This window comes from Hominilimicola fabiformis, from assembly GCF_020687385.1.
Classification (GTDB): Bacteria; Bacillota; Clostridia; order UBA1381; family UBA1381; genus Hominilimicola; species Hominilimicola fabiformis.
Genome location: NZ_JAJEQM010000013.1, coordinates 66,863 through 89,889, shown reverse-complemented (window position 1 = coordinate 89,889; position 23,027 = coordinate 66,863). Strand labels below are relative to the sequence as shown.

General features: G+C 39.1%; 19 protein-coding genes, 1 tRNA gene and 1 other RNA gene. 3 read left to right on the top strand and 18 right to left on the bottom strand.

Annotation, left to right across the window (positions count from 1 at the left end; translation table 11 throughout):
• Nucleotides 1–9: 9 nt before the first annotated feature.
• The 6 genes from LKE05_RS09905 to LKE05_RS09880 all read right to left on the bottom strand — a co-directional run bounded on the left by LKE05_RS09905 (nucleotide 10) and on the right by LKE05_RS09880 (nucleotide 8,003).
• Nucleotides 10–513 carry an HD domain-containing protein gene (locus LKE05_RS09905; RefSeq protein ID WP_147513712.1) on the bottom strand — a complete coding sequence of 168 codons (504 nt, stop codon included), beginning with the start codon at nucleotides 511–513 and terminating at the stop codon, nucleotides 10–12.
• A 151-nt stretch (nucleotides 514–664) separates the two neighbouring features.
• Nucleotides 665–3,121, bottom strand: a complete 2,457-nt coding sequence (locus tag LKE05_RS09900; protein WP_308456710.1) for an S-layer homology domain-containing protein — start codon at nucleotides 3,119–3,121, stop codon at nucleotides 665–667.
• A 206-nt stretch (nucleotides 3,122–3,327) separates the two neighbouring features.
• On the bottom strand, nucleotides 3,328–4,500 hold the full coding sequence (locus tag LKE05_RS09895) for an ABC transporter permease (RefSeq protein WP_147513714.1): 1,173 nt from the start codon (nucleotides 4,498–4,500) through the stop codon (nucleotides 3,328–3,330).
• A gap of 2 nt (nucleotides 4,501–4,502) precedes the next feature.
• Nucleotides 4,503–5,264 (bottom strand): ABC transporter ATP-binding protein, encoded by a 762-nt coding sequence (locus LKE05_RS09890; RefSeq protein WP_117967474.1) that lies wholly within the window; start codon nucleotides 5,262–5,264, stop codon nucleotides 4,503–4,505.
• Nucleotides 5,265–5,281: 17 nt separating this feature from the next.
• Complete coding sequence (locus LKE05_RS09885) at nucleotides 5,282–7,549, bottom strand: efflux RND transporter periplasmic adaptor subunit (protein WP_308456709.1); 2,268 nt, start codon at nucleotides 7,547–7,549, stop codon at nucleotides 5,282–5,284.
• Nucleotides 7,550–7,577: 28 nt separating this feature from the next.
• A complete protein-coding gene (locus tag LKE05_RS09880; protein ID WP_308456708.1) occupies nucleotides 7,578–8,003 on the bottom strand; it encodes a MarR family winged helix-turn-helix transcriptional regulator in 426 nt (141 codons plus the stop codon).
• Between the two features lie 190 nt (nucleotides 8,004–8,193).
• Here LKE05_RS09880 and ade point away from each other — a divergent pair, with 190 nt between their 5' ends.
• The gene (ade, locus tag LKE05_RS09875; RefSeq protein ID WP_308456707.1) at nucleotides 8,194–9,837 is read left to right on the top strand and encodes an adenine deaminase; all 1,644 of its coding nucleotides are present in this window, start codon (nucleotides 8,194–8,196) and stop codon (nucleotides 9,835–9,837) included.
• Nucleotides 9,838–10,054: 217 nt separating this feature from the next.
• Here ade and LKE05_RS09870 read toward each other — a convergent pair whose 3' ends face one another.
• The 11 genes from LKE05_RS09870 to LKE05_RS09820 form a co-directional block, all read right to left on the bottom strand.
• Entirely contained in the window at nucleotides 10,055–12,412 is a 2,358-nt protein-coding gene (locus LKE05_RS09870) for a carbohydrate-binding domain-containing protein (protein ID WP_308456706.1), read from the bottom strand.
• Nucleotides 12,413–12,764: 352 nt separating this feature from the next.
• Nucleotides 12,765–13,712 carry an AEC family transporter gene (locus tag LKE05_RS09865; protein ID WP_308456705.1) on the bottom strand — a complete coding sequence of 316 codons (948 nt, stop codon included), beginning with the start codon at nucleotides 13,710–13,712 and terminating at the stop codon, nucleotides 12,765–12,767.
• A gap of 262 nt (nucleotides 13,713–13,974) precedes the next feature.
• The gene (gene leuS, locus LKE05_RS09860) at nucleotides 13,975–16,386 is read right to left on the bottom strand and encodes a leucine--tRNA ligase (RefSeq protein WP_022230106.1); all 2,412 of its coding nucleotides are present in this window, start codon (nucleotides 16,384–16,386) and stop codon (nucleotides 13,975–13,977) included.
• 23 nt (nucleotides 16,387–16,409) lie between these two features.
• Nucleotides 16,410–16,751, bottom strand: coding sequence for a ribosome silencing factor (rsfS, locus tag LKE05_RS09855; RefSeq protein WP_022230105.1), 342 nt, complete (start codon nucleotides 16,749–16,751; stop codon nucleotides 16,410–16,412).
• A 15-nt stretch (nucleotides 16,752–16,766) separates the two neighbouring features.
• The gene (yqeK, locus tag LKE05_RS09850; protein WP_308456704.1) at nucleotides 16,767–17,330 is read right to left on the bottom strand and encodes a bis(5'-nucleosyl)-tetraphosphatase (symmetrical) YqeK; all 564 of its coding nucleotides are present in this window, start codon (nucleotides 17,328–17,330) and stop codon (nucleotides 16,767–16,769) included.
• Complete coding sequence (gene nadD, locus LKE05_RS09845; RefSeq protein ID WP_308456703.1) at nucleotides 17,320–17,925, bottom strand: nicotinate-nucleotide adenylyltransferase; 606 nt, start codon at nucleotides 17,923–17,925, stop codon at nucleotides 17,320–17,322. Before nadD ends, yqeK begins: the two co-directional genes overlap by 11 nt.
• Nucleotides 17,922–18,224: a ribosome assembly RNA-binding protein YhbY gene (gene yhbY, locus LKE05_RS09840; protein WP_022230102.1), complete on the bottom strand. Its 303-nt coding sequence runs from the start codon at nucleotides 18,222–18,224 to the stop codon at nucleotides 17,922–17,924. The genes nadD and yhbY overlap by 4 nt, the downstream gene beginning before the upstream one ends.
• A 90-nt stretch (nucleotides 18,225–18,314) precedes the next feature.
• A non-coding RNA gene (gene ssrS, locus LKE05_RS09835) (6S RNA) lies at nucleotides 18,315–18,507 on the bottom strand.
• Nucleotides 18,508–18,634: 127 nt separating this feature from the next.
• Nucleotides 18,635–18,907, bottom strand: a complete 273-nt coding sequence (locus LKE05_RS09830; RefSeq protein WP_022230101.1) for a DUF1292 domain-containing protein — start codon at nucleotides 18,905–18,907, stop codon at nucleotides 18,635–18,637.
• Nucleotides 18,908–18,982: 75 nt separating this feature from the next.
• On the bottom strand, nucleotides 18,983–19,399 hold the full coding sequence (gene ruvX / locus LKE05_RS09825) for a Holliday junction resolvase RuvX (RefSeq protein ID WP_022230100.1): 417 nt from the start codon (nucleotides 19,397–19,399) through the stop codon (nucleotides 18,983–18,985).
• Nucleotides 19,399–20,781: an MATE family efflux transporter gene (locus tag LKE05_RS09820; protein ID WP_022230099.1), complete on the bottom strand. Its 1,383-nt coding sequence runs from the start codon at nucleotides 20,779–20,781 to the stop codon at nucleotides 19,399–19,401. Before LKE05_RS09820 ends, ruvX begins: the two co-directional genes overlap by 1 nt.
• Nucleotides 20,782–20,918: 137 nt before the next feature.
• Here LKE05_RS09820 and LKE05_RS09815 point away from each other — a divergent pair, with 137 nt between their 5' ends.
• Complete coding sequence (locus tag LKE05_RS09815) at nucleotides 20,919–21,839, top strand: diacylglycerol/lipid kinase family protein (RefSeq protein WP_022230098.1); 921 nt, start codon at nucleotides 20,919–20,921, stop codon at nucleotides 21,837–21,839.
• A gap of 71 nt (nucleotides 21,840–21,910) precedes the next feature.
• Nucleotides 21,911–21,994, top strand: a tRNA-Leu gene (locus LKE05_RS09810).
• Between the two features lie 54 nt (nucleotides 21,995–22,048).
• Here LKE05_RS09810 and LKE05_RS09805 read toward each other — a convergent pair.
• The gene (locus LKE05_RS09805) at nucleotides 22,049–22,981 is read right to left on the bottom strand and encodes a DUF4368 domain-containing protein (RefSeq protein WP_308456702.1); all 933 of its coding nucleotides are present in this window, start codon (nucleotides 22,979–22,981) and stop codon (nucleotides 22,049–22,051) included.
• Nucleotides 22,982–23,027 lie beyond the last annotated feature (46 nt).

Genomic DNA, 23,027 nt, shown 5'->3' with positions numbered 1-23,027 from the left:
CCCCCTTGTTTAAATCATTTGTATCTCCTTATACAATTCAGCATAGTCCCCCATAATCTTTGTATTTATCTTTCTGTACGCTTCTTTTTTAAATGTTTCATAAAGAGAACAGTATTTATCCGCCAAACATACTATCCATCCTTCTCGGCAAGTCGGCGGAATTACAGTAAGCGGGAACATATGCTTTTTTATAATATCGCGTTCTGTATCGGTCAAATCAAAATCTCTGTCAGCATTTCTAAGAGCCGTCATAGGATGAGTAAAACCGTGTATTCTTCTCTCCTTTTCGCCGTCATGCCAATCATATAAGAAATAATCGTGCAGCAATGCTCCTCTTATAAGGTCACGCTTTTTGTACTTTATACCGAAAAACTCGGCAATTTTAATACTGTAATACGCAACCGCAATCGTATGCAAAAGGCACGAAGTGTCACCGTGCTGAGTAAACTTTTCCATACGTCTTAAATGCGATTTTTGTGACAAATTATGCAAACAATACAAAACTGAATTCATTTATTCTACCGCCTTTTTTAATTTACACATAGCCTTCTTTACCTATTATTATAATCACTGACATTTAATATGTCAATATATCTGCCGTCAAATTTATAAAATTTTAATATTACGCAAAAAAACAAGCGATTTTCATCGCTTGTTTTTCATCTTATTGAGCTATTATTATACGAATTCTGCCACCCAATGTCTGTGCCTTATCGTAATAAGCAGTAAGCTTATAATTTCCGTTTATAGCATCATCAAGTGTTATCTTCAGATATTTATTAACATCTGTCTTATGATATACAATCACCTTATCACTAAGCAAATATGTTTGATTATTGATTTTCGCCTCTGTACGTGTAAGCGAAGTTATATTGCTTGGATACGATGAAAGCTGACGCATACTTTCAATACCTGTCTGATTCATACTGAATCTGTGCGGACCTTTTACATTTGTTGAGAATGCAGTCGCATATGTGTTTTGCGTACCGTCTATATCAATAGTATATGTATGAGTTGTCGAATCAACAGCAGTGATTACACCGTACTTATAAGCGTCACCCGTTATATCTTTCAATATAAGCTCGTCAATCTCACCGGCTTTATTCTTTGAATAATACAATACGCTTGAAGATTTTATCGTAACACCGTCAAGACGCTGCGGATAAATTCTTGTGTACATTGCTAAGTCGTCGCTTGCAGTTCCGGCAGTGTCAAGAATCTTCACATCGTCTGCAAGGGTATAATCGCCAAATTTATTCTTTTCGGAATTAAACTTACCGCTTACGCTGTCATACCCCTTTGCTCTTGAAAGACTTGCTTTACCGTTTGTAAATGATACATTTACTACAGCACATTTAAGCGAACTGCAATCTGATGAAGTCGCATATTCATTTACTGTTCCGTCAGGTGTAACAACCTTTGCATAGTAACTTGAATATACCGTATTATCAGGGTTTGTGAAATCTTTTTTGCCTGTTTCCGTAACAAATCCTACTGTTGTGTGTGAAGATGTACTGTCACTTCCGCCGACAACTCCAGCTACTTCGCCGTTTCTGCCAAGAAGAAGTGTTACGGTATCACCATACTTAAATGTTCCGCTTGATGAAAGTGCATTAAATGCGTCTACGCTTTCAACAGAATACTCTTTACCCGAAATTGTAACGCTTGTCGGCGAATCCTTTGTCGGTGACGCCTTTTCGTACACGCCTGTAACCTTATCCGTATAAGCAAGCACCATATTCAAATCTTTACAATAGTAAATAATATCGTTAAGCTGAATTTCTGACGCGTCAACCTTATTACCGCTTCTCATTACTGTTGTCGAACCGTTTGTATCGAAATTCGCGATCCAATTTGAATTTGTAACCTTGACCGGTCCTTCCATATTACCCTTTTCATAGCTTACGTAATCAACATTACTTCCGTCCATCTTGACATAAAGAATGTCGCCCATAGCCATTTCATTCTTTACAGCACCGTATGTACTCTTATTCTTATCTTTGTAACAAGTTGTGCCGTCTGTTATATCAATCTGTTCAAAACTGCCGTTTTTATAACATATAACAGCGTCTGAAAGAAGTGAATAGATTACATATTTATCAAAGCTGTCCGTACCTGTTTCGCTGTCTTTTGCAACAAGCATTGCATAGTCAACAGAACCGTTTGAATTTTTAAACAGCTTGAATGTATCGCCTTTTTCGGCTTGCATTGCGGCATTTTCGTATGTAAGTGCCTGTGACTTGTAATATGTAGTTGTGTTTGAATTGATGTTATACATATCGCCGTCAAGAATTATATCGGAACCGATTACGTTTGAAACGGTGTATTCTTCAACTTGCTGGTCACGCGGTGTAAATGACACAAAATCTTCATCGTTCTTTACGACAATATCGCCTTTTCTGCCGACATAATCGCTGTTGAAATTACCGTCAAATTCAAATGTTCCGGCTGTTGTATAGATTTTGTCAATACCAAGTGAGCTGTCCTCGTTGTGTGACGCAATAATCGTAACACCCTCAATAACTTTACTGTCAAACACTGAAGTTATAAGTTTGCTTTGATTATCTTTGATTTTTGTGTCAAGTGTATTGTAAATAAGTCTTGCAACCTGACGTCTTGTAAGTGCCTCGCCTTGCTCGGCATTTACGTTCTTTGTAATTTCAAGACTGTTTGCAAGCCCCATTTGACCGTAAGGCCATGAATCGCCGAAGTCCTGTGTTGTGTATCCAAGCACCTTTAATACCATTGTAAGTGCCTCTTCATATGATACCGTATTGTCAGGTCTGAATGTTGAATCAACATACCCCTCCGCAATTCCGGCTGATACAGCGGCCTTTATGTAAGGTGCTGACCAGTGAGTATATGTAACATCTTTAAAAGGTGATACTTTTAAACCTGTTGCTACTGTATCTTTGTAGCTTGATGACGCTACTGCAATTTTTGCAAATTCCGCTCTTGATACATTGTCATCCAGTCTTAAATTGCCGTCATCATCGCCGACCATTATATTAAGTTCCGACAAAAGCGACATAATATCTTCGTCATTATTCCAGTCTGCCAATACAGGCAAAGTCGATAATGACATAGCCGCCGCCAAAACAAAAGAAATTATTTTCTTCATAACTTACTTCCTTTCCGTGCAATATTATCGTACATACTATAAAATCAAGAAAATCTCAGTCCGAGAGAAAATTGTTCACAGTGCGTTTTTGCAGTGAGCGGTGCCGTACGTTTGTACTGCCCTCGGTTGCATAGGCGAGCAACAGACCTTTGGTCTGTGACCAGCCCGAGCAAAAAAATGTGCTGTGGGCAATTTAATCCGGACGATTAATCATAACGTAACGCATCTATCGGATTTAATTTGGCAGCTTTTTTAGCAGGCATATAGCCGAAGAACACACCTATCATCGCCGAAACCGTAAACGACACTACAATAGATGTCGAGGTCGGTAATATATCCATCCCCAAAAGTTTACCTGCCAGTATTGCCAAGAGCGAGCCTACAATAATACCGATTACACCGCCCAAACAACTAAGCATACCCGCCTCAATAACGAATTGAGAAAGTATATCTTTCTGCTTTGCACCAAGCGATTTTCTGATACCTATTTCCCTTGTACGTTCCGTAACCGACACAAGCATAATATTCATAATACCGATACCGGCAACAACAAGCGATATAGCCGCGATTGCGATAAGCATAAGTTCCATTTTATCAAGAATATCGGTTACACTGTCTGCCATAGACTTCATTGACGTTACAGTATAGTAATCACTGTCGCCTATATCTTTATCACAAAGTGCTTCTAAAAGCAAAACCGCCTCTTCTACCTTTTCCTGGTCAACCGCATAGACAACATAGCTGCTTACGGTTGATGTACGGTTTGTGTATGACGCCAAAGTGTACGGTATATACACACAGTTATCCGAAGAATTTTCTGTCGAGTCGTCCTGTTCTTCAAGTATTCCGACAACTTCATACGGCGTACCCGTTATTTGAATAGACTTACCGAGTGCGTCACCGCCGAAAACTTCTTTTGCTATATAAGTACCGATAACGCAGACTTTCTGCTTTCTCTCAACGTCAACATATGTAAGCTCACGTCCGTATGTAATATTATACTTTTTCATTCCGAGATAGTATTCGTTTACACCTGTTGCCTGTGTTGAAATTGTATCACTGCCGTTTTTTATAAATGCAGGCATTGAAACTGTCGGTGACTGACCTGCAATAATATCGGAATGTTCTTCCGCAAGCTGTTCCATTTCTTCAGGCTTTACTTCCTTTGTCGCGGAACGGTCTTGAATTGAAACATTGATTGATTCAATACCCATTTCTTCAAATGTTTCCGTTATTTCCGATGTCATTCCCGACATAAGACTTACAAGCGCAATAACCGCCGTAATACCGATTATAATACCGAGCATTGTAAGTATTGAACGCATTTTGTTGCCGACAATACTTGACATTGCCATTTGAAAACATTTCCAAATACTCATAATCAAGTCGCCCCCTTTGCTCTTTCATCTTCGGGAGCATCTTCGCCGGCACCGTGCTGGTTCATTACTGTTACGTCACCCTCTGCCGGACCGTCATAAACGATACGTCCGTCTGTTATACGAATGATACGTTTTGCTTTTGCCGCTATCGAGTTATCGTGAGTGATAAGAATAATCGTATTACCCTCCGCATTAAGTTTCTGCAAAAACAGCATTACTTCACGACCTGTACGCGAGTCAAGTGCACCTGTCGGCTCATCGGCAAGTATTACCGACGGATCGCCTGCTAAAGCTCTTGCTATTGACACTCTCTGTTGCTGACCACCCGAAAGCTGTGTCGGGTGGTTTTTCGCTTTTGATTTAAGTCCTACTCTGTCAAGTGAAGCAAGTGCTCTTTTCTCTTGTTCCGCGTCGCTAAGTCCCGCATACAAAAGCGGCAGTTCAACGTTTTCCAATACTGTTAATTTCGGCAGTAAGTTATATTGCTGAAATATAAATCCAAGCATTTTATTTCTTACATCAGCCAATTCATCTTGACTGTAATTATTAATTTCTCGTCCGTTTAATCTGTAAACACCCTTTGTTGCCACGTCAAGGCAACCTATAATATTCATACAAGTAGATTTACCACTACCCGACTGACCTACTATAGCAACAAATTCGCCTTTGTTTATAGTAAGAGATATTCCGTCAAGTGCGTGAACTTCCGTATCACCCATATGATAAATCTTATAAACATCTTTCATTTCTACCAATGGAGGCATTTTACTTCACCTCCGCTTTATCTTCCGCCCGGCATTCCGCCGCCGCCGGACATTCCTCCGCCGCCTGGCATTCCGCCACCACCGGACATTCCGCCGCCTGACATTCCGCCGCCTGACATTCCTCCGCCGGGCATTCCGCCCATATTGCCATTAGGAACTACATACATTTCTTGAGCATTTTGAACACCGAATGACGCATTCGCACTTGACGATTCTGTGTCAAGCGTTCTTACCTGGTCTTTTTCTGTTAAACCTGACTTGATTTCGATATAGTCTGTATCGTTAATTCCTGTTTCAACCTGAATTGCACGGTAACCGTCAGGTACATCTATATTAGTAGGTACACTTTCTTTAGTCACCGAAATTTCATCCGATTTATCACCGTTCGGTGTATCGCCGCTTACAACCGGCATACCGCTTGACTGTGGCTTATCATCCTTATCATCGGCTTTCTTCTTATCGTCCGTTTTACCCGATTTATCTTTATTACCCTTTATAATATCCGTAACATCATTTTCGTGAGTTGTTCCGTCGTCCTTTACAAATACAATATTGCCTCTGTTTACACTGTTTACAGGTACAGCAATTACATTGTCAGCCTCTTCAACAACAATTTCGGCGTCAACATTCATACCCGGCAACAAATCGCCGTAATTTTCTATTTGAATTTCGATAGTGTATGTTGTTACACCGTTTTCGTTTACACCGTCTACAGGAACTTTTGTAACCACACCTTCAAATTCACCCTCTACCGCGTCTGCCGTTACAGTAGCTTTTTGACCTGTCTTAACAAGTGCTATTTCCGTTTCGTCAACGTCAATAGAGAATTTAACGCTTGACAAATCATAAATTACACAAAGCGGATCTGTTGCATTTGAAGAATCTATCGTATCGCCTGCTTTTGAGTTTTTCTTAACGACTGTACCCTCAATCGGAGCTTCTACAACATAATCGTCAACTGCGTCCTGTGCTTTTTCTATACCAAGTTCGGCATCGTCAAGTGCAAGCTGTGCGTTCTTTATGCTTGAATCCTGTGAGAAAGTATCATTTTGCAATACTTGCTTTTCAAGTGCCAAAACCGCATCATTATATGAAAGCTGTGCATTGCTCATTGTCGAGTTTTGATTATCATACTTAACATATCCGACTTTTTGACCGCTGTAAACAGAATCTCCTACCGCAATGTTAAGATTTTCAAGGGTGCCTGATGCTGTTGATGTGATTGTTCCCTCGCTTACATATTCAAACTGTGCCGTATTTGCACAAGCAACTCCGTTTATTTCCGCACTGCCGTAATCATTTGTTGTAAGTGCGCCGGGATTTGTGACTTCAACCGTTACATACACAACTTTAGCGTGTGCGTCTGTTGAAACGGCTGACGATGATTTTTCTTTAACAGTTCCGTAAATCGTATCGCCCGAACCTATAACAGATACTGTTGCGGCTGCGCCTGTCTGAATACTTTCGGCATCAACTTCATTAAACGGTATTCTCAGTTTCATATAAGAATCATCATACAATGTTGCAACCGCTGCACCGGCATTGATATGGTCACCTTCTTTTACGGATAATTCTTTAACTTTACCTGCTGAATTTGACTGTATGTATTGATTGTTTTTAGTATCGTTAAGCGAATTTAATGCCTTTGTCACTGCATTTTGTGCAGACTTTGTACCGATATTGTTTGAAGAAACAGTCTGTGCCTTTTGCTTTACTGCGTCAACATATGCCTGTTGTGCTTTTGCAAGTGCATTTTTTGCCGTACTCAAAGAATTTTGAGCGTCGCTGTCCTCAAATTGATAAAGCTTATCACCTTTCTTAACAACGTCACCCTCTTTGAATGTATCACTTGTTATATCGCCCGACTTGATTGTCGTTACGTTATACGAATCATTCGGTTTGATAGATGATGAACCTGTGATTGTATTAGTGATTGTTCGGCGTTCAACCGGAGAATCGGTATACATAACTTTTACGGCACTGTTGTTTTTGGACTTTATAATAAGTCCCGAACATATGCCTGCAAGTATTGCTATTACAAGAATAATTATAAGTAATTTCTTTCCTATCTTAAACTTACCGATAAAGAACTTCTTGTTTTGCTTGTCATATCCAATGAATTTCTTTTTCGGTTTCTTTTCTTCTTCCTCACTGTCGTCATCATCATCTGAAAATCCAGATGTTTCTTCAAAAGTGAGTTCGTCTGCATTTGTATCTTCTGTGTTAGATACTTCTGCTTCGCTTTCCAAAAGCTTTTGCTCCTTTTCAGAAGTAAAATCTCCCATATTTCTTGCCTCCTGCACCTTTATATTTTTAACTTATCTGCTCTGCGACTTTATTTAATTTATCGCAAAACATTTTAAGGTCTGCTTCATCTACATCTCTAAAACATTCCTGTAAGTTTCTGATTATAACTTTCCTTTGATTATCATATGCTTTTCTGCCCTCGTCAGTAAGAACTATATAACTCTTACGCTTATCGGTTGTATCCGATATACTTTTAACCCAGTTTTTTTTCTTCAAAGCCTTTATGCTTTGAGAAATAACCGCCTTGCTGACTTTTAAAATGTCACTCATCATAGTGACCGTCATCATTTTTCCGTCATTTGCGGACTGAGTAAGTAAATTCAACATCATATAATCGCCCCTTGACATTCCCTCAAAAGGATACTTTGAAAGAAACCACAGCTTTATCCTACTTACGATTTCCCAACATTGAAGAAACATTTCTTCTTTCACCGTGTATCCCCCCACACACCGTAATATTAAATTTTGTTAATTTACTCAGCTATTTTATCACCACGATTATTCAAAGTCAATATTTACACTTTTGATACAATATGAATTTACACTTTATTCACATTTCATTTGAATATTATTAACTTTTAGTATATAATAACTATATCATAATTGTACGAGGTGATATTAAGTGAAAAAAACATATATTGATACGGCTATGGAACGTATCGCACCTGATTTAATACTTAAAGGAGGAAACGTTGTCGATGTTTTTTCGGGCAGAGTTATTAAAGCCGATGTTATTATAAAAGACGGTATTATCTGCGGTGTCGGTTCATACAGCGGTGAAAACGAACAAGACGTTTCCGGCAAATATATTATGCCGGGTTTTATCGATTCGCACGTTCATATTGAATCATCTATGACGCAGCCGTCCGAATATGCAAAGGCAGTTATGCCTCACGGTATTACAACCGTTATTGCCGATCCTCACGAAATAACAAACGTATGCGGTGAGGACGGTCTTGAATTTATGTTAAAGTCTGCGAAAAATATTCCGCTTGACGTAAATCTTATGTTGCCGTCATGTGTACCTGCAACGCCTTTTGAACATACAGGTGCTAATCTTGACGCAAAAACAACTCAAAAACTTGCACCTAAATTCTTCGGTATCGGTGAAATGATGAATTATCCCGGTATTGTTTCAGGTGATGATGAAACACTCGGTAAGTTGTGTCTTGACATCATTGACGGTCACGCACCTTTGCTTTCGGGGCATGAGCTTGACGCATATGCAAGTGCCGGTATAAAAACCGACCACGAATGCAGTGTCGTTGAAGAAATGACCGAAAAGATAAGCAAAGGTATGTATATTCTTCTTCGTGAGGGTACGCTTTCGCTTGACGTTGCAAAACTTATCAAGGGTGTAACACCTTATACGTTAAGACGTTGTGCGTTTTGTACCGATGACAGATTTGTCGGCGAAATTATTCGTGACGGCAGTATTGACCACTGTATCAGAAAAGCCGTTTCACTCGGTCTTAACAATATTGACGCAATCATTATGGCAACGCTTAACGCTTGTGAAATCTACGGTATGAAGAATAAAGGGGCAATCGCTCCGTCATACATTGCCGATATTGTTGTTGCCGATGATTTGAATTTAAGTTCAATATCACAAGTCTACAAAAACGGCAAACTTGTATGTGAAAACGGTAAAGCATTGTTTGAATGCGAAACGGTTGACAATTCAAAAGTTACAAATACCGTTCATCTGCCGAAAATATCAGCCGACTTCTTCAAGACTGATGTTAAAGACAAATTTGACGCTATCGAACTTATACCCGAAAGTATTATCACAAAAAAGGTTACTGTATCGTATTCCGACAGCCTTTCTAAAGTATGCGTTATCGAACGTCATCATAATTTAGGTACAAAGGGTATCGGATTTGTAACCAATTACGGAATTACAAACGGTGCTATCGCCACTTCTATCGGTCACGACAGCCATAATGTAATCGTTATCGGCGATAACGACAGCGATATGGCACTTGCCGTAAATACTCTCGGTACAAGCGGCGGTATTGCAGTTTGTTCAGAGGGTAAAGTTATCGCATCAATGACTCTTGATATTGCGGGACTTATGTCCGTAAAATCAGCCGATGAAGTTACAAGAGAACACGATAACCTTTACAGTGCCGCAAAAGTGCTTAATATAACAGATAAAATCGATCCGTTTTTGTCACTTGCATTTTTGCCGCTACCTGTAATCCCCGAAGTTCGTATTACCGATTCGGGACTTTTCGATGTTATTAATTTTAAATTTGTGGAATGATGTTTTATTTTGCGGAGGGGCGATCATTGGTCGCCCTTTTTCTGTTCCCCTATCACCACCCCTCAGTCGACTCTGTCGACAGCTCCCCTCTATGGGAGACTTACTTGCCTCTCCTTGAGGAGAGGTGGCACGCAATGTCGGAGTAGTGGCTGTTATTCGACGTCCTTTTTTCACATTTCAACACGTTAAGGCAAGCCGATATGGCTTGCCTTATTTATTAATTTGTTGCACTTGTGTCAGTTGTATTATCCGCTGTTTTTTGTCTGTGACCGCCGCCGAAACCAGAATTTGACTTTGTTCCTATCTTCGTTATACTGCTTTCAATTTCGGCACTTCCGACTTCTTCACCGCTTGCGTAAACCGTATACGTTTCACCTGTTTTAAGTTTATCCGATGAGTACACAATCTTACTTCCTCCTTTAACTGCTGTATACTCAGCGATTGTCTTACCGTTTGAATCAGTTATCTTAACTTCATCACCCGCGGAAATCTGTGAAGTTGTGTATGCCAAAATTACGTTTTGAGCAGAGTAACTGTTTGGACTTTCGTCCATACCGCTGCCGCTTACACCTATAATTGTACCGCCGTTTACTATAAACGCACCGTCTGTATCAAAAGCACTTTCTGCACCTGTTGCCTGTGCGTCAACCGTAACAGTACCGCCATTGATGAACAATGAACCGTTTGAATCAATACCGTCTGCATCGGCAACTATTTTAATATTACCGTCGTTGATTTGGATATGATGTTCACTGTCCTGTTCATTACCCTCGGCTTGTTGCATATTCGGCGGTGTCATTTGTCCGCCGTTTTGGTCGCTTGACATATCCGGCGGTGTCATTTGACTACCGTTCTGGTCGCTTGACATATCCGGCGGTGTCATTTGATTACCGTCCTGTCCGTTTGACATTTCCGGAGGTATCATTTGTCCGCCGTTTTGGTCGCTTGGCATTTCAGGCGGTGTCATTTGATTACCGCCCTGTCCGTTACTGTTTCGTCTGCCAATTTGACCTCTGCCGCCCTGCTGACCGCCTTGCATATTAGTACCGCCGCCGAAACCGCCGTTTTGATTTGCACCTGTACCGCCTGAATTAAATCCGTCATCACTTGCAGTTATGTCAATATTACCGCCGTTTATCGTCAAAATCTCCTTACTTTCAATACCCTCGGTTGATTTTGTTATCGTTATATCACCGTCATCAATCGTTACATCACCATGACATGATATACCTTTTTTACTCTCCGACGATAAATTAAGTGTACCGCCCGTAATATTTATATCAGACGTACAATGAATAGCATGGTCTGTTGAATTAACTGTAACTTCACCGCCCGATATATCAAGCATCCAATCCGCTTTTATACCTTTGCTTGAAGTATCGTCACTGTCGTCACTTTCTTCTGTTTGCGTAAATTGATTATTATTCATTTGTTCACGCATTGATTGAATTTCATCATCTGTCATTTGTGACAAATCTTTCATTTCACCTCGACCGCCGAAGTCATTAGATGTACTTGCATTAACCTCGCCTGTTGTCGTAACATTCACTTCACCGTCCGATATATCAAGTATTTCTTCCGCTTGAAGTCCGTCACCCTCTGCAGTAACATTTACAGTACCTCCGCTTATCGCAAGCGTGTCATTTGCATGAATACCGTCATTTTTTGCATTTACAGTAATATTTCCGTTACCGATTTCAATGCTGTTACTGCTGAAAATACCGTGATTATAATTTCCGTTTACGGTAAGTAAGCCACTGCCCTTAATTTCAAGATTATCTCTTGATGTTATACAGCCTTTTTCATTTTCATCACCGCTTGTATAATTTTCTCCGTCCGTCAAAGTATTTTCGGTATTGTCCGTCAAAGTGATATAAGCCTTTTCGGCATTCTTTACATATACAGCCGAACCGTTTTTATTTGTAAGACTCATACCCGACAAACGAAGTTTAACTTTTTCTTCGGTGTCAATAACAATTTGACCGTCATCAAGTGTGCCTGTGACTTCAAAGTCACCGCCCTTTGAAATTGTTATAATGTTATCCGATACGCTTATACCGTCACCTGTAACTTCAACATTGTCAAGATCAACCGTTCCTGTGTTGTTTTTCCAAGACTCGTCCTCATCATCTTGCGGAGTGGTTATTGTAACTGTGTTGTTCTTTTCGTTCCACTCAACATCAAGTCCGAGCATATCGCTTATTGCACGAATCGGAACAAGTGTTCTTCCGTCCTCAATTATAGGTGAAACATCAAATGAATATGTTTCGTTATTCTTAATCATATCACTGCTGCCGATAGTCATTTGTATAGTCTTTGACTTTTTCTTTGCGGTTATCGTCTGTGTGTCGCTGTCCCATTTAACCTTTGCACCGAATGTTTCAAATATGGTACGCATAGGAACCATTACTCTGTCATCTACGATTTCAGGCTGAACGTCAAAGCTGATCTTTTCACCGTCATATGTAACCGTAATATCATTGCTCTTTGCCAAAACACATCCGCTGCCGATTGTTGCGGTAATTGCAACTACTGCTGCTATACTTATCATCTTTTTCTTTAATCCGATATTCATTTTTATTACCCCTTTCCTTTATGTTGATTTCATTATACATTTAGTTTCTTAAATAAACCTTAAAGGAAGAATTTTATTTATGAATATTTTGTTAATAAAAAAAATGGCTACGAATATGTAGCCATCTCAAATTGCAGACAAAACCATAATGATTTTGTCTACTTTATTTTAGGGTGTTTGAGGTGCTAACCTCATTGAAAATCATTTCTGGCGACCTGTGCGGCAGAAATGGCTTAAAATCTAAAGTTTCGACTTTGGAGGAACTTTATGATTTTTTCTCTGAAAATACTCAAAAATTACATCGTAAGATGTGATTTTTGGGCAGGCGACAAGTTGTCGCCTGCCGTTCTCTTTATATTATATATCCGAAGTACCTCGCAACAAAAATCCAAAATGTAAGGCACAATGACGACATAAGCGTCGTTGCAACGACCACGCTTGATGTAAGCACGCCCTCGTGCCCCATATTTTTTGCCATAATATAGCTTGACGGAGTTGTCGGTGAGCCAAGCATTATAATAAGTGCAACAAGTGCTTGGTCACGGAAACCGAGCTTTATCGCAATCGGCAAAAATACCGCCGGCAGAACAACAAGTTTAATCATAGTTGCCGCTATTGTCGGCTTAATTTTCGCTATCGCTTTTCGTCCCTCAAAGCCCGCACCGATTGTTATAAGTGCAAGTGGTGATGCCATTTTTGCAAGCGACGCTAATGTTTTATCGATTATTTCGGGAAAATCAATTTTCAAAAGTGACGCCGCAACACCCAAAACAATACCTATTATAATAGGATTTTTAACAATATTAATAAGTGAATTTATAATATTGCCTTTGCCGTCGCCGTCCTTTTCCCCTTCAAAAGTCAAAACAAGCACCGCAAATATATTGAAAAGCGGTACACAGCCGATAATCATAACAGGCGCCATTCCGCTGTCGCCGTATATATTTTGAATAAACGCAACACCCAATATCGCCGCACTGCTACGATAACCGGCTTGTACAAACTCACCCACTATCTTTTTATCTTTAATCAAAAACTTTGCCGCAATCCACAATCCGAAAAATGCCACTGTCGTAACCAATGCACAATACAAAACATATGTAATATCAAAATCGCCGATTATATCGGTAGTTGACAAGTCAACGAACAACAGCACCGGCAACGTCACAACAAAGTTAAACTTATTCGCCGTCTTAACAAATCCGTCATTTAGAATTCCTATCTGTTTCAGAACGTATCCGACCACTATAACAAGGAATACGGGAAGTGTCGCATTAAGACTGTAAATTAAACTATCCATTTAATCTAATCACCTCTGATTTAATTTAAAAGAGAGTGTTGCACCGCAACACCCTTTCAGACTGTCGATAAATTGTCCGGAACGTGCAAAATATTATACTATAAAAACTAATTTGCAATTATAACAAATAACAGGCAAGCCTATCATTGATATACGGCTTGCCTGTGCACTTTTTGAGAAAATAAACTCTAACGTACAAACGTACGCCAACGAGTTCATTTTCTCAAACTCCGAACTAATTTCTCGAAGTCTGCTTTATCTGTTATTTCACAACTATATTAACAAGTTTACCCGGTACTGCAATCACCTTGACAACGTTCTTACCCTCGATAAGTCCTTTTATCTTTTCGGTATTCATTGCAGCCTCTTGTGTGCCGTCCTTATCAAGACCTGCCGGAATCATAAGTTTATCCTTAATTTTACCATTAATCTGTACAACGATTTCAATTTCATCATCAACAGTCTTGCCCTCGTCATATTTCGGCCATGGCTGAAGTGAAAGAAGTTCGCCGTTACCGTAAGTCAGCCACAATTCTTCAGTCATATGAGGCGCAACAGGGTTTAGAAGTGTAATAAGTGTCTTATATTCGCCCTTTGTTACACTGCCTTTCTTTGAAAAATCATTTACAAGACTCATCATAGTTGCAATAGCCGTATTGAACTTCATTCTCTCGAAGTCCTCGCCGACTTTCTTTATAGCCTTATTTATATTCTTTTCAAGGTCAGCACTGTAACCTTCTTCGTCATTTACGATTGACTGCAAGTTCCATACTCTTTCAAGGAACTTATAACAGCCTTTCAAACCTTGCTGTGACCACGGAGTTGACTGATCGAATGCACCGATGAACATTTCATATGTTCTGAATGCGTCCGCACCGAATTCTTCTACAACTTCATCAGGATTTACAACATTACCTCTTGACTTAGACATCTTTTCATTGTTTTCACCAAGAATCATACCGTGTGAAGTACGTTTCATATACGGTTCTTTTGTAGGAACTACGCCTATATCATATAGGAACTTATGCCAGAAACGTGAATACAAAAGGTGAAGTGTTGTATGCTCCATACCGCCGTTATACCAATCGACAGGTGACCAATATTCCAACGCCTCTTTTGACGCAAGTGCCTCATCATTATGCGGATCCATATATCTTAGGAAATACCAGCTTGAGCCTGCCCACTGCGGCATTGTATCTGTTTCTCTTTGTGCCTTACCGCCGCAGCACGGACAAGTTGTTTCAATCCAATCATATGCTTTTGCAAGCGGTGATTCACCGTTTTCACCCGGTTCAAATGTTTCAATTTCAGGAAGTTCCAAAGGAAGTTCACTTTCAGGAATAGGCACCCAACCGCACTTATCACAATGTACAAGAGGAATAGGTTCACCCCAATAACGTTGACGTGAGAATACCCAGTCACGAAGTTTGAAGTTTACTTTTCTCTTTCCAAGACCTTGCTTTTCAAGCCATTCAATCATTGTAGGAATAGCCTCTTTTACCGGCAAGCCGTTTAGGAACTCGGAATTTACCATATTACCCTTGTATACATCTGTATAAGCCTCTTCTTGTACGTTCTTACCGCCTGAAACAACTTCAATAATAGGAAGATTAAATTTCTTTGCAAAATCCCAGTCACGGCTGTCGTGTGCAGGAACTGCCATAATTGCACCTGTACCGTAAGTTACAAGTACATAGTCAGAAATAAATACAGGAAGTTTTGCACCGTTTGCAGGATTCACCGCATAAATTCCCTCAAGTTTAACACCTGTCTTTTCCTTTGCAAGCTCTGTTCTTTCAAATTCAGACTTCTTTGCCGCCTCTGTCTTATATGCAAGCACTTCGTCATAATTTGTAATTGAATCTTTCATCTTTTCGATAAGCGGATGTTCAGGTGACATAACTGTATAAGTTGCACCGAAAAGTGTATCTGCACGCGTTGTGTAAACAATCATTTCATCGCCTGTTGAAAGTTTAAACTTAACCTCTGCGCCCTCACTTCTGCCTATCCAGTTTTTCTGCTGTGTTTTAATCTTTTCAAGATAATTTACATCGTCAAGGTCATCGATAAGACGTTGTGCGTACTCGGTGATTTTAAGCATCCATTGGCTCTTTCTCTTTTGAACAACTTCACTTCCGCATCTTTCGCAAACACCGTTTACAACTTCTTCGTTTGAAAGTCCTACTTTACAGCCGGTACACCAGTTAATCGGCATTTCCTGCTTATATGCAAGTCCGTGCTTAAAAAGCTGTAAGAATATCCACTGTGTCCATTTATAATAGCTCGGATCGGTTGTGTTGATTTCTCTTGACCAGTCGAATGAGAAACCAAGCATTTTAAGCTGACGTGTAAAGTTAGCGATATTCTTTGCCGTTACGATTTTCGGGTGTACCTTGTTTTTAATAGCAAAGTTTTCAGTCGGAAGACCGAATGCGTCCCAGCCTATCGGATAAAGTACGTTGTAACCCTCCATACGACGCTTTCTTGCAATAATATCAAGTGCCGTATAGCTTCTCGGGTGACCTACGTGCAAGCCCGCACCTGACGGATACGGGAACTCTATCATTGTATAAAATTTAGGCTTTTTGCTGTTTGTTTCAGCGTGGAATGCACCTGTTTCTTCCCACTTATCCTGCCATTTTTTTTCAATAGCTTTAAAGTTGTAACTCTCCATTTGTATATTTGCTCCTTTAAAATTTATTCTTCTTCTGATTCGTCTACGTTACCGACATCGTCCCAAAGACGTTCGATAGCATAAAATTCACGCATTTCGTGCTGCATAACGTGAACGATTACGTCACCGCAGTCAACCAAAATCCAGCTGCCGCCTCTGTAACCCTCTTTATGATTTATCTCAAAGCCTGCCTCTTCAAGCTTTTCTTCAATTTCATCAACACACGCTCTTACCTGTACCGTCGACTGACAAGACGCAACAACAAAGTAATCCGCAAGAGATGTCTGTTCTGCAACGTCAAGCACTTCTATATTTGTCGCTTTCTTATCTTCAAGTGCCTTTTGAATAATTTCAACCTTAGTCATTTAGTGTCCCTCCTTTTATTTTCCGTTCATCAGCATATAATTCCATGCCGATAATGTATTGGGGTGTATTATTTTATTTTTCTGTGCATTAAATACAATGCTTTGTTTAAGTCCAAGAATAAATGCCCTGTCAATATTTTCGTACGCCGCTTTCCTAAGCTCCTCCACTCCGTCAAAATCACGCATAGGCTCAATCATATCCGCAATATAGATTATCTTATCCAAAAGCGACATATTCTCCTTTGCGACCGTGTGGCACATTATCGCGTCAAGCACGTCTTTGTCGTTCACTCCGTACTCAGCCTTTGCAATTTTTGCACCGAGCGGTGCGTGAATGACAGGCTTACACGCAAGCGTTATATCATCAAGCACAACACCGTACTTTTGACAAAGTTTTATCTGTTCGTCTGTGTCATAACCCTTTGCACAATCATGCAAAATTCCGGCTGTGTATGCTTTTTCGGTATCTGCACCGTACTTTTCGGCAAGCTTTACCGCTTCGTCACACACTCCAAGGCTGTGCTTATATCGTTTTTCGCTTAGCGTACTCTTTAATTTATTCTTGTAATTATCTATCATTTTCATTTTCCTTATAAAGATGATACTTATTTATATAATCTCTAACATTTTCAGGCAGCATATATCTTACCGTCTGACCGTTTTTCACTCTGTTTCTTATATCCGTTGAAGATATTCTAAAAACGGGTGCTGATATAGGAAATATCCGACCGTTCATTTTTTCTTTTACGGCCTTTATCGTTTCCGTAAGCGACTTTAGCGATTTTCTCGGAAATACAAGCAATGAACACATTTCAAGTATTTTATCGGGCTTGTACCACTTATTAAAATCATTAAGCGAATCTTCACCGATTATAAAAAACAAATCGTTATTCGGATATTTTTCTTTTAAATATCCAAGCGTGTTTACCGTATACGATTTTTCACTGCGATTAATTTCAAAATCGTCCTCCTCAAAAGCACTGTTATCCGCTATGGCAATATGCGTCATTTCAAAGCGTTGTTTTGCCGTAACGTTCGCACTCTTATGAGGCGGATTGCCGTCCGTTATAAATATCACACGGTCAAGTCCGTATTCCTCCCTTGCCATTTCCGCAATTAAGAGATGTGCGTTATGGATAGGATTGAACGTACCGCCCATTATTCCTATTTTCATTTTCTCGGCAACTCGATTTTTCTGTATTTTTCTTCATCGGATTTACGATAAATTATAAACTTATTTCCGATTGCCTGCACCGGCTCAGCTCCAAGACGTTCCGCAACGTAATTGCAGGTGTCGCGAGTATCAAGCATTGCAGTTTCAAGTATATGCACCTTTACAATTTCACGTTTTGTAAGTGCTTTGTTAAGTCCGTCAATAAATGCGTCGGTAACACCTTCTTTGCCTATTTGGAATATAGGTTCAAGCTGATGCGCCATTTTTCTTAAATACGCTCTTTGTTTTCCTGTTATCATTAATATCCTCCGAAGTAATTTTTATCATAAATATACATATTTAATTATATCATTTCAATATTGTATTGTCAATAAAAAAACAGGCAATAAAAAAACCCCAAAATAACCGTCAGTTAAAGTCGAGTTTCTACCTGCTCATGCAGGTGGGCTAAATCCCGTTTACTTTATATGTCCACTGGCATTCCCGAAGGAACGGAGGCGTATACGCCATAAACGGAGATAATATCCCTTTTAAGAAGTGTTGGTAAAAAAAAGACTTTTAAACGCGAAATCTCAGGGTAATTAGCTATTTTGTTTTTCTGTTATTATAATAGCACATAATGAACAAAATTTCAATAGGAAATTTATAGTTTTTCAAAAAAACTTACAAAACGAATTATTTTGACATTACCTCTATGGTTTTGCCGATATTATTCTTCGTTTGCCATTTCCTCATCACGTCTTAAAAATTCATTAAATGCAGCCTCAAGTCTTGCCTCATCCTCAACCATTACAAGCTCAGCCTCTTCTGACTCAACGTCACCCTCAACCTGCATAATAAGAACTTCATCATTTTCCTGACCTTCAGGAAGAACTTCAAGAAGTGCGAAATATGTTACACCTTCAAATTCAAATACATCGATTGTTTCAAATTCAATCATACAACCGTGTTCGTCTTCAAGCATTATTATGTTATTTTCCATTATAAAAATTCCTTTCTCTTTCCGTTATTTATTTTAACTATTTATATTGTAATATATACCACTTGAAATGTCAATCTATTTATTTTTTTGCGAACTTAAATATCCGTCAAGTATTATGCACGCCGCAACGGTATCCAATACATCTTTTCGTTTTTTTCCACGTGTATTTGTTTCATTCAGAAACCTTGCCGCACCGACAGACGAAAGTCTTTCATCCCAAAATACAATTTCGCCGTCATATATTGTTTTAAGTGCGTCGGCAAATTCGTGCGTTGCGTCAACACGAAACCCCTCACTTCCGTCCATATTTTTCGGCAGACCGATAACTATTTTTTCGGGTTTGTATTCGTCAAGTATTTCCTTTAATTCGGTCAGTAATTTTTCGGTACCTCTGTTTTTTATCGTTCTTACGCCTTGTGCCATAAAGCCGAGCAAATCACTTACCGCAATTCCCACTCTTGCGTCACCGTAATCTATTCCGAGTATTCTCATTATACTTCCTCCCTGTTAAAATCTCTTGCAAGCGATTTTATCCATTTATTTTTATTTATACGAATGACCGCCACCAAACTTTTTAACGGCTCATCACTTTTCATCAAAATCAGTACAAGCGGTACAGGCAACCTTAAAAGTGAACCTATCAGTGCAAGCGGTGTTGCAACACACCAAAGCGTAATAATTTCCGCAAACATACAAAATCTTGTATCTCCTCCACCGCGAAGTATTCCGACAATCGTAACAGATGAAACCGATACAAATATAGTTATGAACGCAATCGTTACCATCAATTCATTTGCAAGTGCCTTTGTTTCGGGCGGAATTGTGTAGAAATTGATAACAAAATTCTTCAAAAGCAATATAACTCCGCAGGCAATAACGCCGATAACATAGCTTAAATATTTTAATGTTTTTGCTTCAACCTTTGCCCTTTCGATTTTTCCCGAACCGATAGATTTACCTATTATAATTCCTGCCGCATTAGCGATACCGAATATAACAACCGTTGAAAGCTGTTGCACCATTGACGCGATTGAATTGGCTGCAACGGGGTCACCGGCTGAATATTTAATGTGTCCGAGTATTGCCGCTTGTGCCGATACACCGAGCGACCACATAACTTCATTTATAAATACAGGCAATCCGTGTTGAAACAAGTCAAGCGCAAATATCTTGTCAAACAAAAACAAATGCTTAGGTTTAAAATTAAGACGTTTGTCAATGCAGAAAATGTATATACTTACTATCAAAAATTCAAGTATTCTTGCTGTGAGCGTTGCAATCGCCGCACCGCGAATACCCAGCGCCGGTGCTCCGAGATTACCGAAAATAAGCACCCAATTCAAAAATACGTTTGTACAGAACGATGTAATATTTACCACAACAGATATTTTCACAAGCTCTATACTTCTTATACAGCATATCATCGTATTGCTTAGACCAAACAAAATATATGCAAAACCGATAATACGCAGATATGATATTCCTGCCGCGATTATTTCATCATTGTTTGAATATATCCCCATCACGGCTTGCGGAAATATAAGTACCGCAAGTGCCATAAGTGTTGAAATGACAAACGCAACTTTTAATATAATCGAATAAATCGACCGTATTGACGCAGTATCACGTTTTCCCCAATATTGCGCACTAAGTACCGTTGATGCACCCGCCAAGCCGAAACAGACAAGCGATAAAATGAAAAACGGCTGATTTGCAAGCGATGATGCTGACAAAAACACACCCGTATCGTCTGCTCGTCCCAACATAATCGTATCCATCATACTTGTCGCAAAACTGATAAGATTTTGCAGTGCAATCGGTATTGTTATTGTGAGCAGATTAATATAAAATCTCTTTTCCTTTACTATATGCAATTATTTCCCCTCCTATTTGTTGTATAATAGTAATATTATACACGCAAACTACATTAATAGCAAGTATTTTCTTGACTATTTTCTTTTAAAAAGGTATAATTTATCTATAAAATACTTAAAAGTTTGAGGTGATTTCTATGACAAAGAAAATGCTTTTTATTTTTAATCCACATTCAGGTAAAGGGCAAATAAAAAATCATCTTCTTGATATTCTCGATAAATTTGCCAAAGCCGAATATGACATTACAGTCCGTCCGACTCAAGAACGTTTGGACGCTTACAATTATATAAAAAATAACGGTGATAAGTTTGACCGAATTGTTGTATCAGGCGGCGACGGTACTTTAAATGAAGCAGTAAAAGGACTTATGGAATTTGACGCCGACAAAAGACCTTGTCTTGGATATATTCCAACAGGCACAACAAACGACTTTGCCTCTACTCTTGAATTGCCGAAAAGTATAGCGAAGTCGTCCGATATTGCCATAAACGGCGTTCCGTTTAAATGCGATATCGGTAAGTTTAACAGTACGACTTTTAACTATGTTGCCGCATTCGGCGCATTTACTGATGTTCCTTATGATACACCGCAGGAAACAAAAAACATTCTCGGTCATACCGCATATGTTTTGGAGGGTATGAAACGGCTTTCTTCCCTTCCGTCTTATCACGTTAAAATAAAATACGATAACGGCGAATTTGAAGGCGATATATTCCTATGTATGATTTTAAACGCAACCTCCGTTGCGGGATTGCATAAAACAAAACAACTTAAAAATGTAGATTTGAATGACGGATTGTTTGAAATGCTCGTTTTTAAACGTCCGACTAATCTTATCGAATTTCAAAATATTCTTATTAATCTTATGCGTGGCGAAAATTCCGGCGATGAATATTGGTTTGTAAAATCTTCGTATTTTGAATTTGAATGTGATGAGAATATTAAATGGACCCTTGACGGCGAATACGGCGGCAATCCTAAACATACCGTCATAAATGTTATGCCGTCCGCTATGACTTTTATCATTGATAAAACGCATAATATGTTGAAAGAATAAAAAAATTTAATTTTTTTATAAAAAAGTATTGACAAATCAACTTTTCACTGCTATAATGTATTATGTTGTTTGCAGATGTGGCGGAATTGGCAGACGCGCTAGACTTAGGATCTAGTGTCACCGACGTGGGGGTTCAAGTCCCTTCATCTGCACCATTACGAGTGTTTTTACAGAACCTGAACGGTTTTTTAAGAACACTCTTTTTTTATTTATCCTGCACACGCCGCATAGTGAATGTCTACACCTTGTCGTGTGTGTACAGATACATTATTTTCAGGTAATTTATCAATATTCGGTATCTCATCAATACTCCCTATACAGTTATAGTGGATTTTCAACCGTTGTATTCGTTTACCGTCAATTTCTTCGGCCTGATAGACTTCTATTTTTTCAATTAACTCATTCAGCATTTTCGTTGTCAATTTTCTTGCTCTTGTGTATTTCCTGACAGATGTTATAAACATATCAGTCGAAACAGACTTGTTTTGTTTTTTTGCGAGTTCATCTTCTAACTCTTTTACACGAATATTAAGCTCTTTTTGTTCAGTATCATACTTGACAGATAACTTTGAAAATCGTTCATCAGATATTTTACCTGAAACATTATCTTCATAAATTTTTTCAAAAAGAGTATCAAGCTCTTTTTCTCGTACCATCAAAGAGTTTAATTCTTTCTGCTTCATTCGCTGCTCCTGTTCTGCTGCCTTTATAGAATGTCCCATAACTATTTGAGCAAATTCCGTTTCATATTGTGTTGCAAACTTCGTCAATCGTCTAATTTCACCCAATACAACTTGTTCTAAAAAATCTACACGGATATAGTGAGTTGATGAGCAAACCTTTCTGCCGCCTTTATTATATCCTGAACAGTTAAAATACTTAATATCGTGATTTGCCTGATTGAAATGATACCATAAATTGCTGCAACAATCGGCGCATACCAGCAAACCCGAAAACATATTCTTTTCACCATCTGCCTTTTTGCGCTTTCTTGTCGTACTGCGTTTATTCTGTAAATTTTCCCAAACTGCACGCTCAATAATAGGCTCGTGAACATTTAAAAAAACTGCATGATTTTCTTTATCATTAGCAATTCTTTTTTTGTTTTTATAACCTCCGACTTTGAATTTTTGAGTTATCAAATTTCAAAATCGGCTTTATGGATAACGGATAGGGGGCTTGTACCAT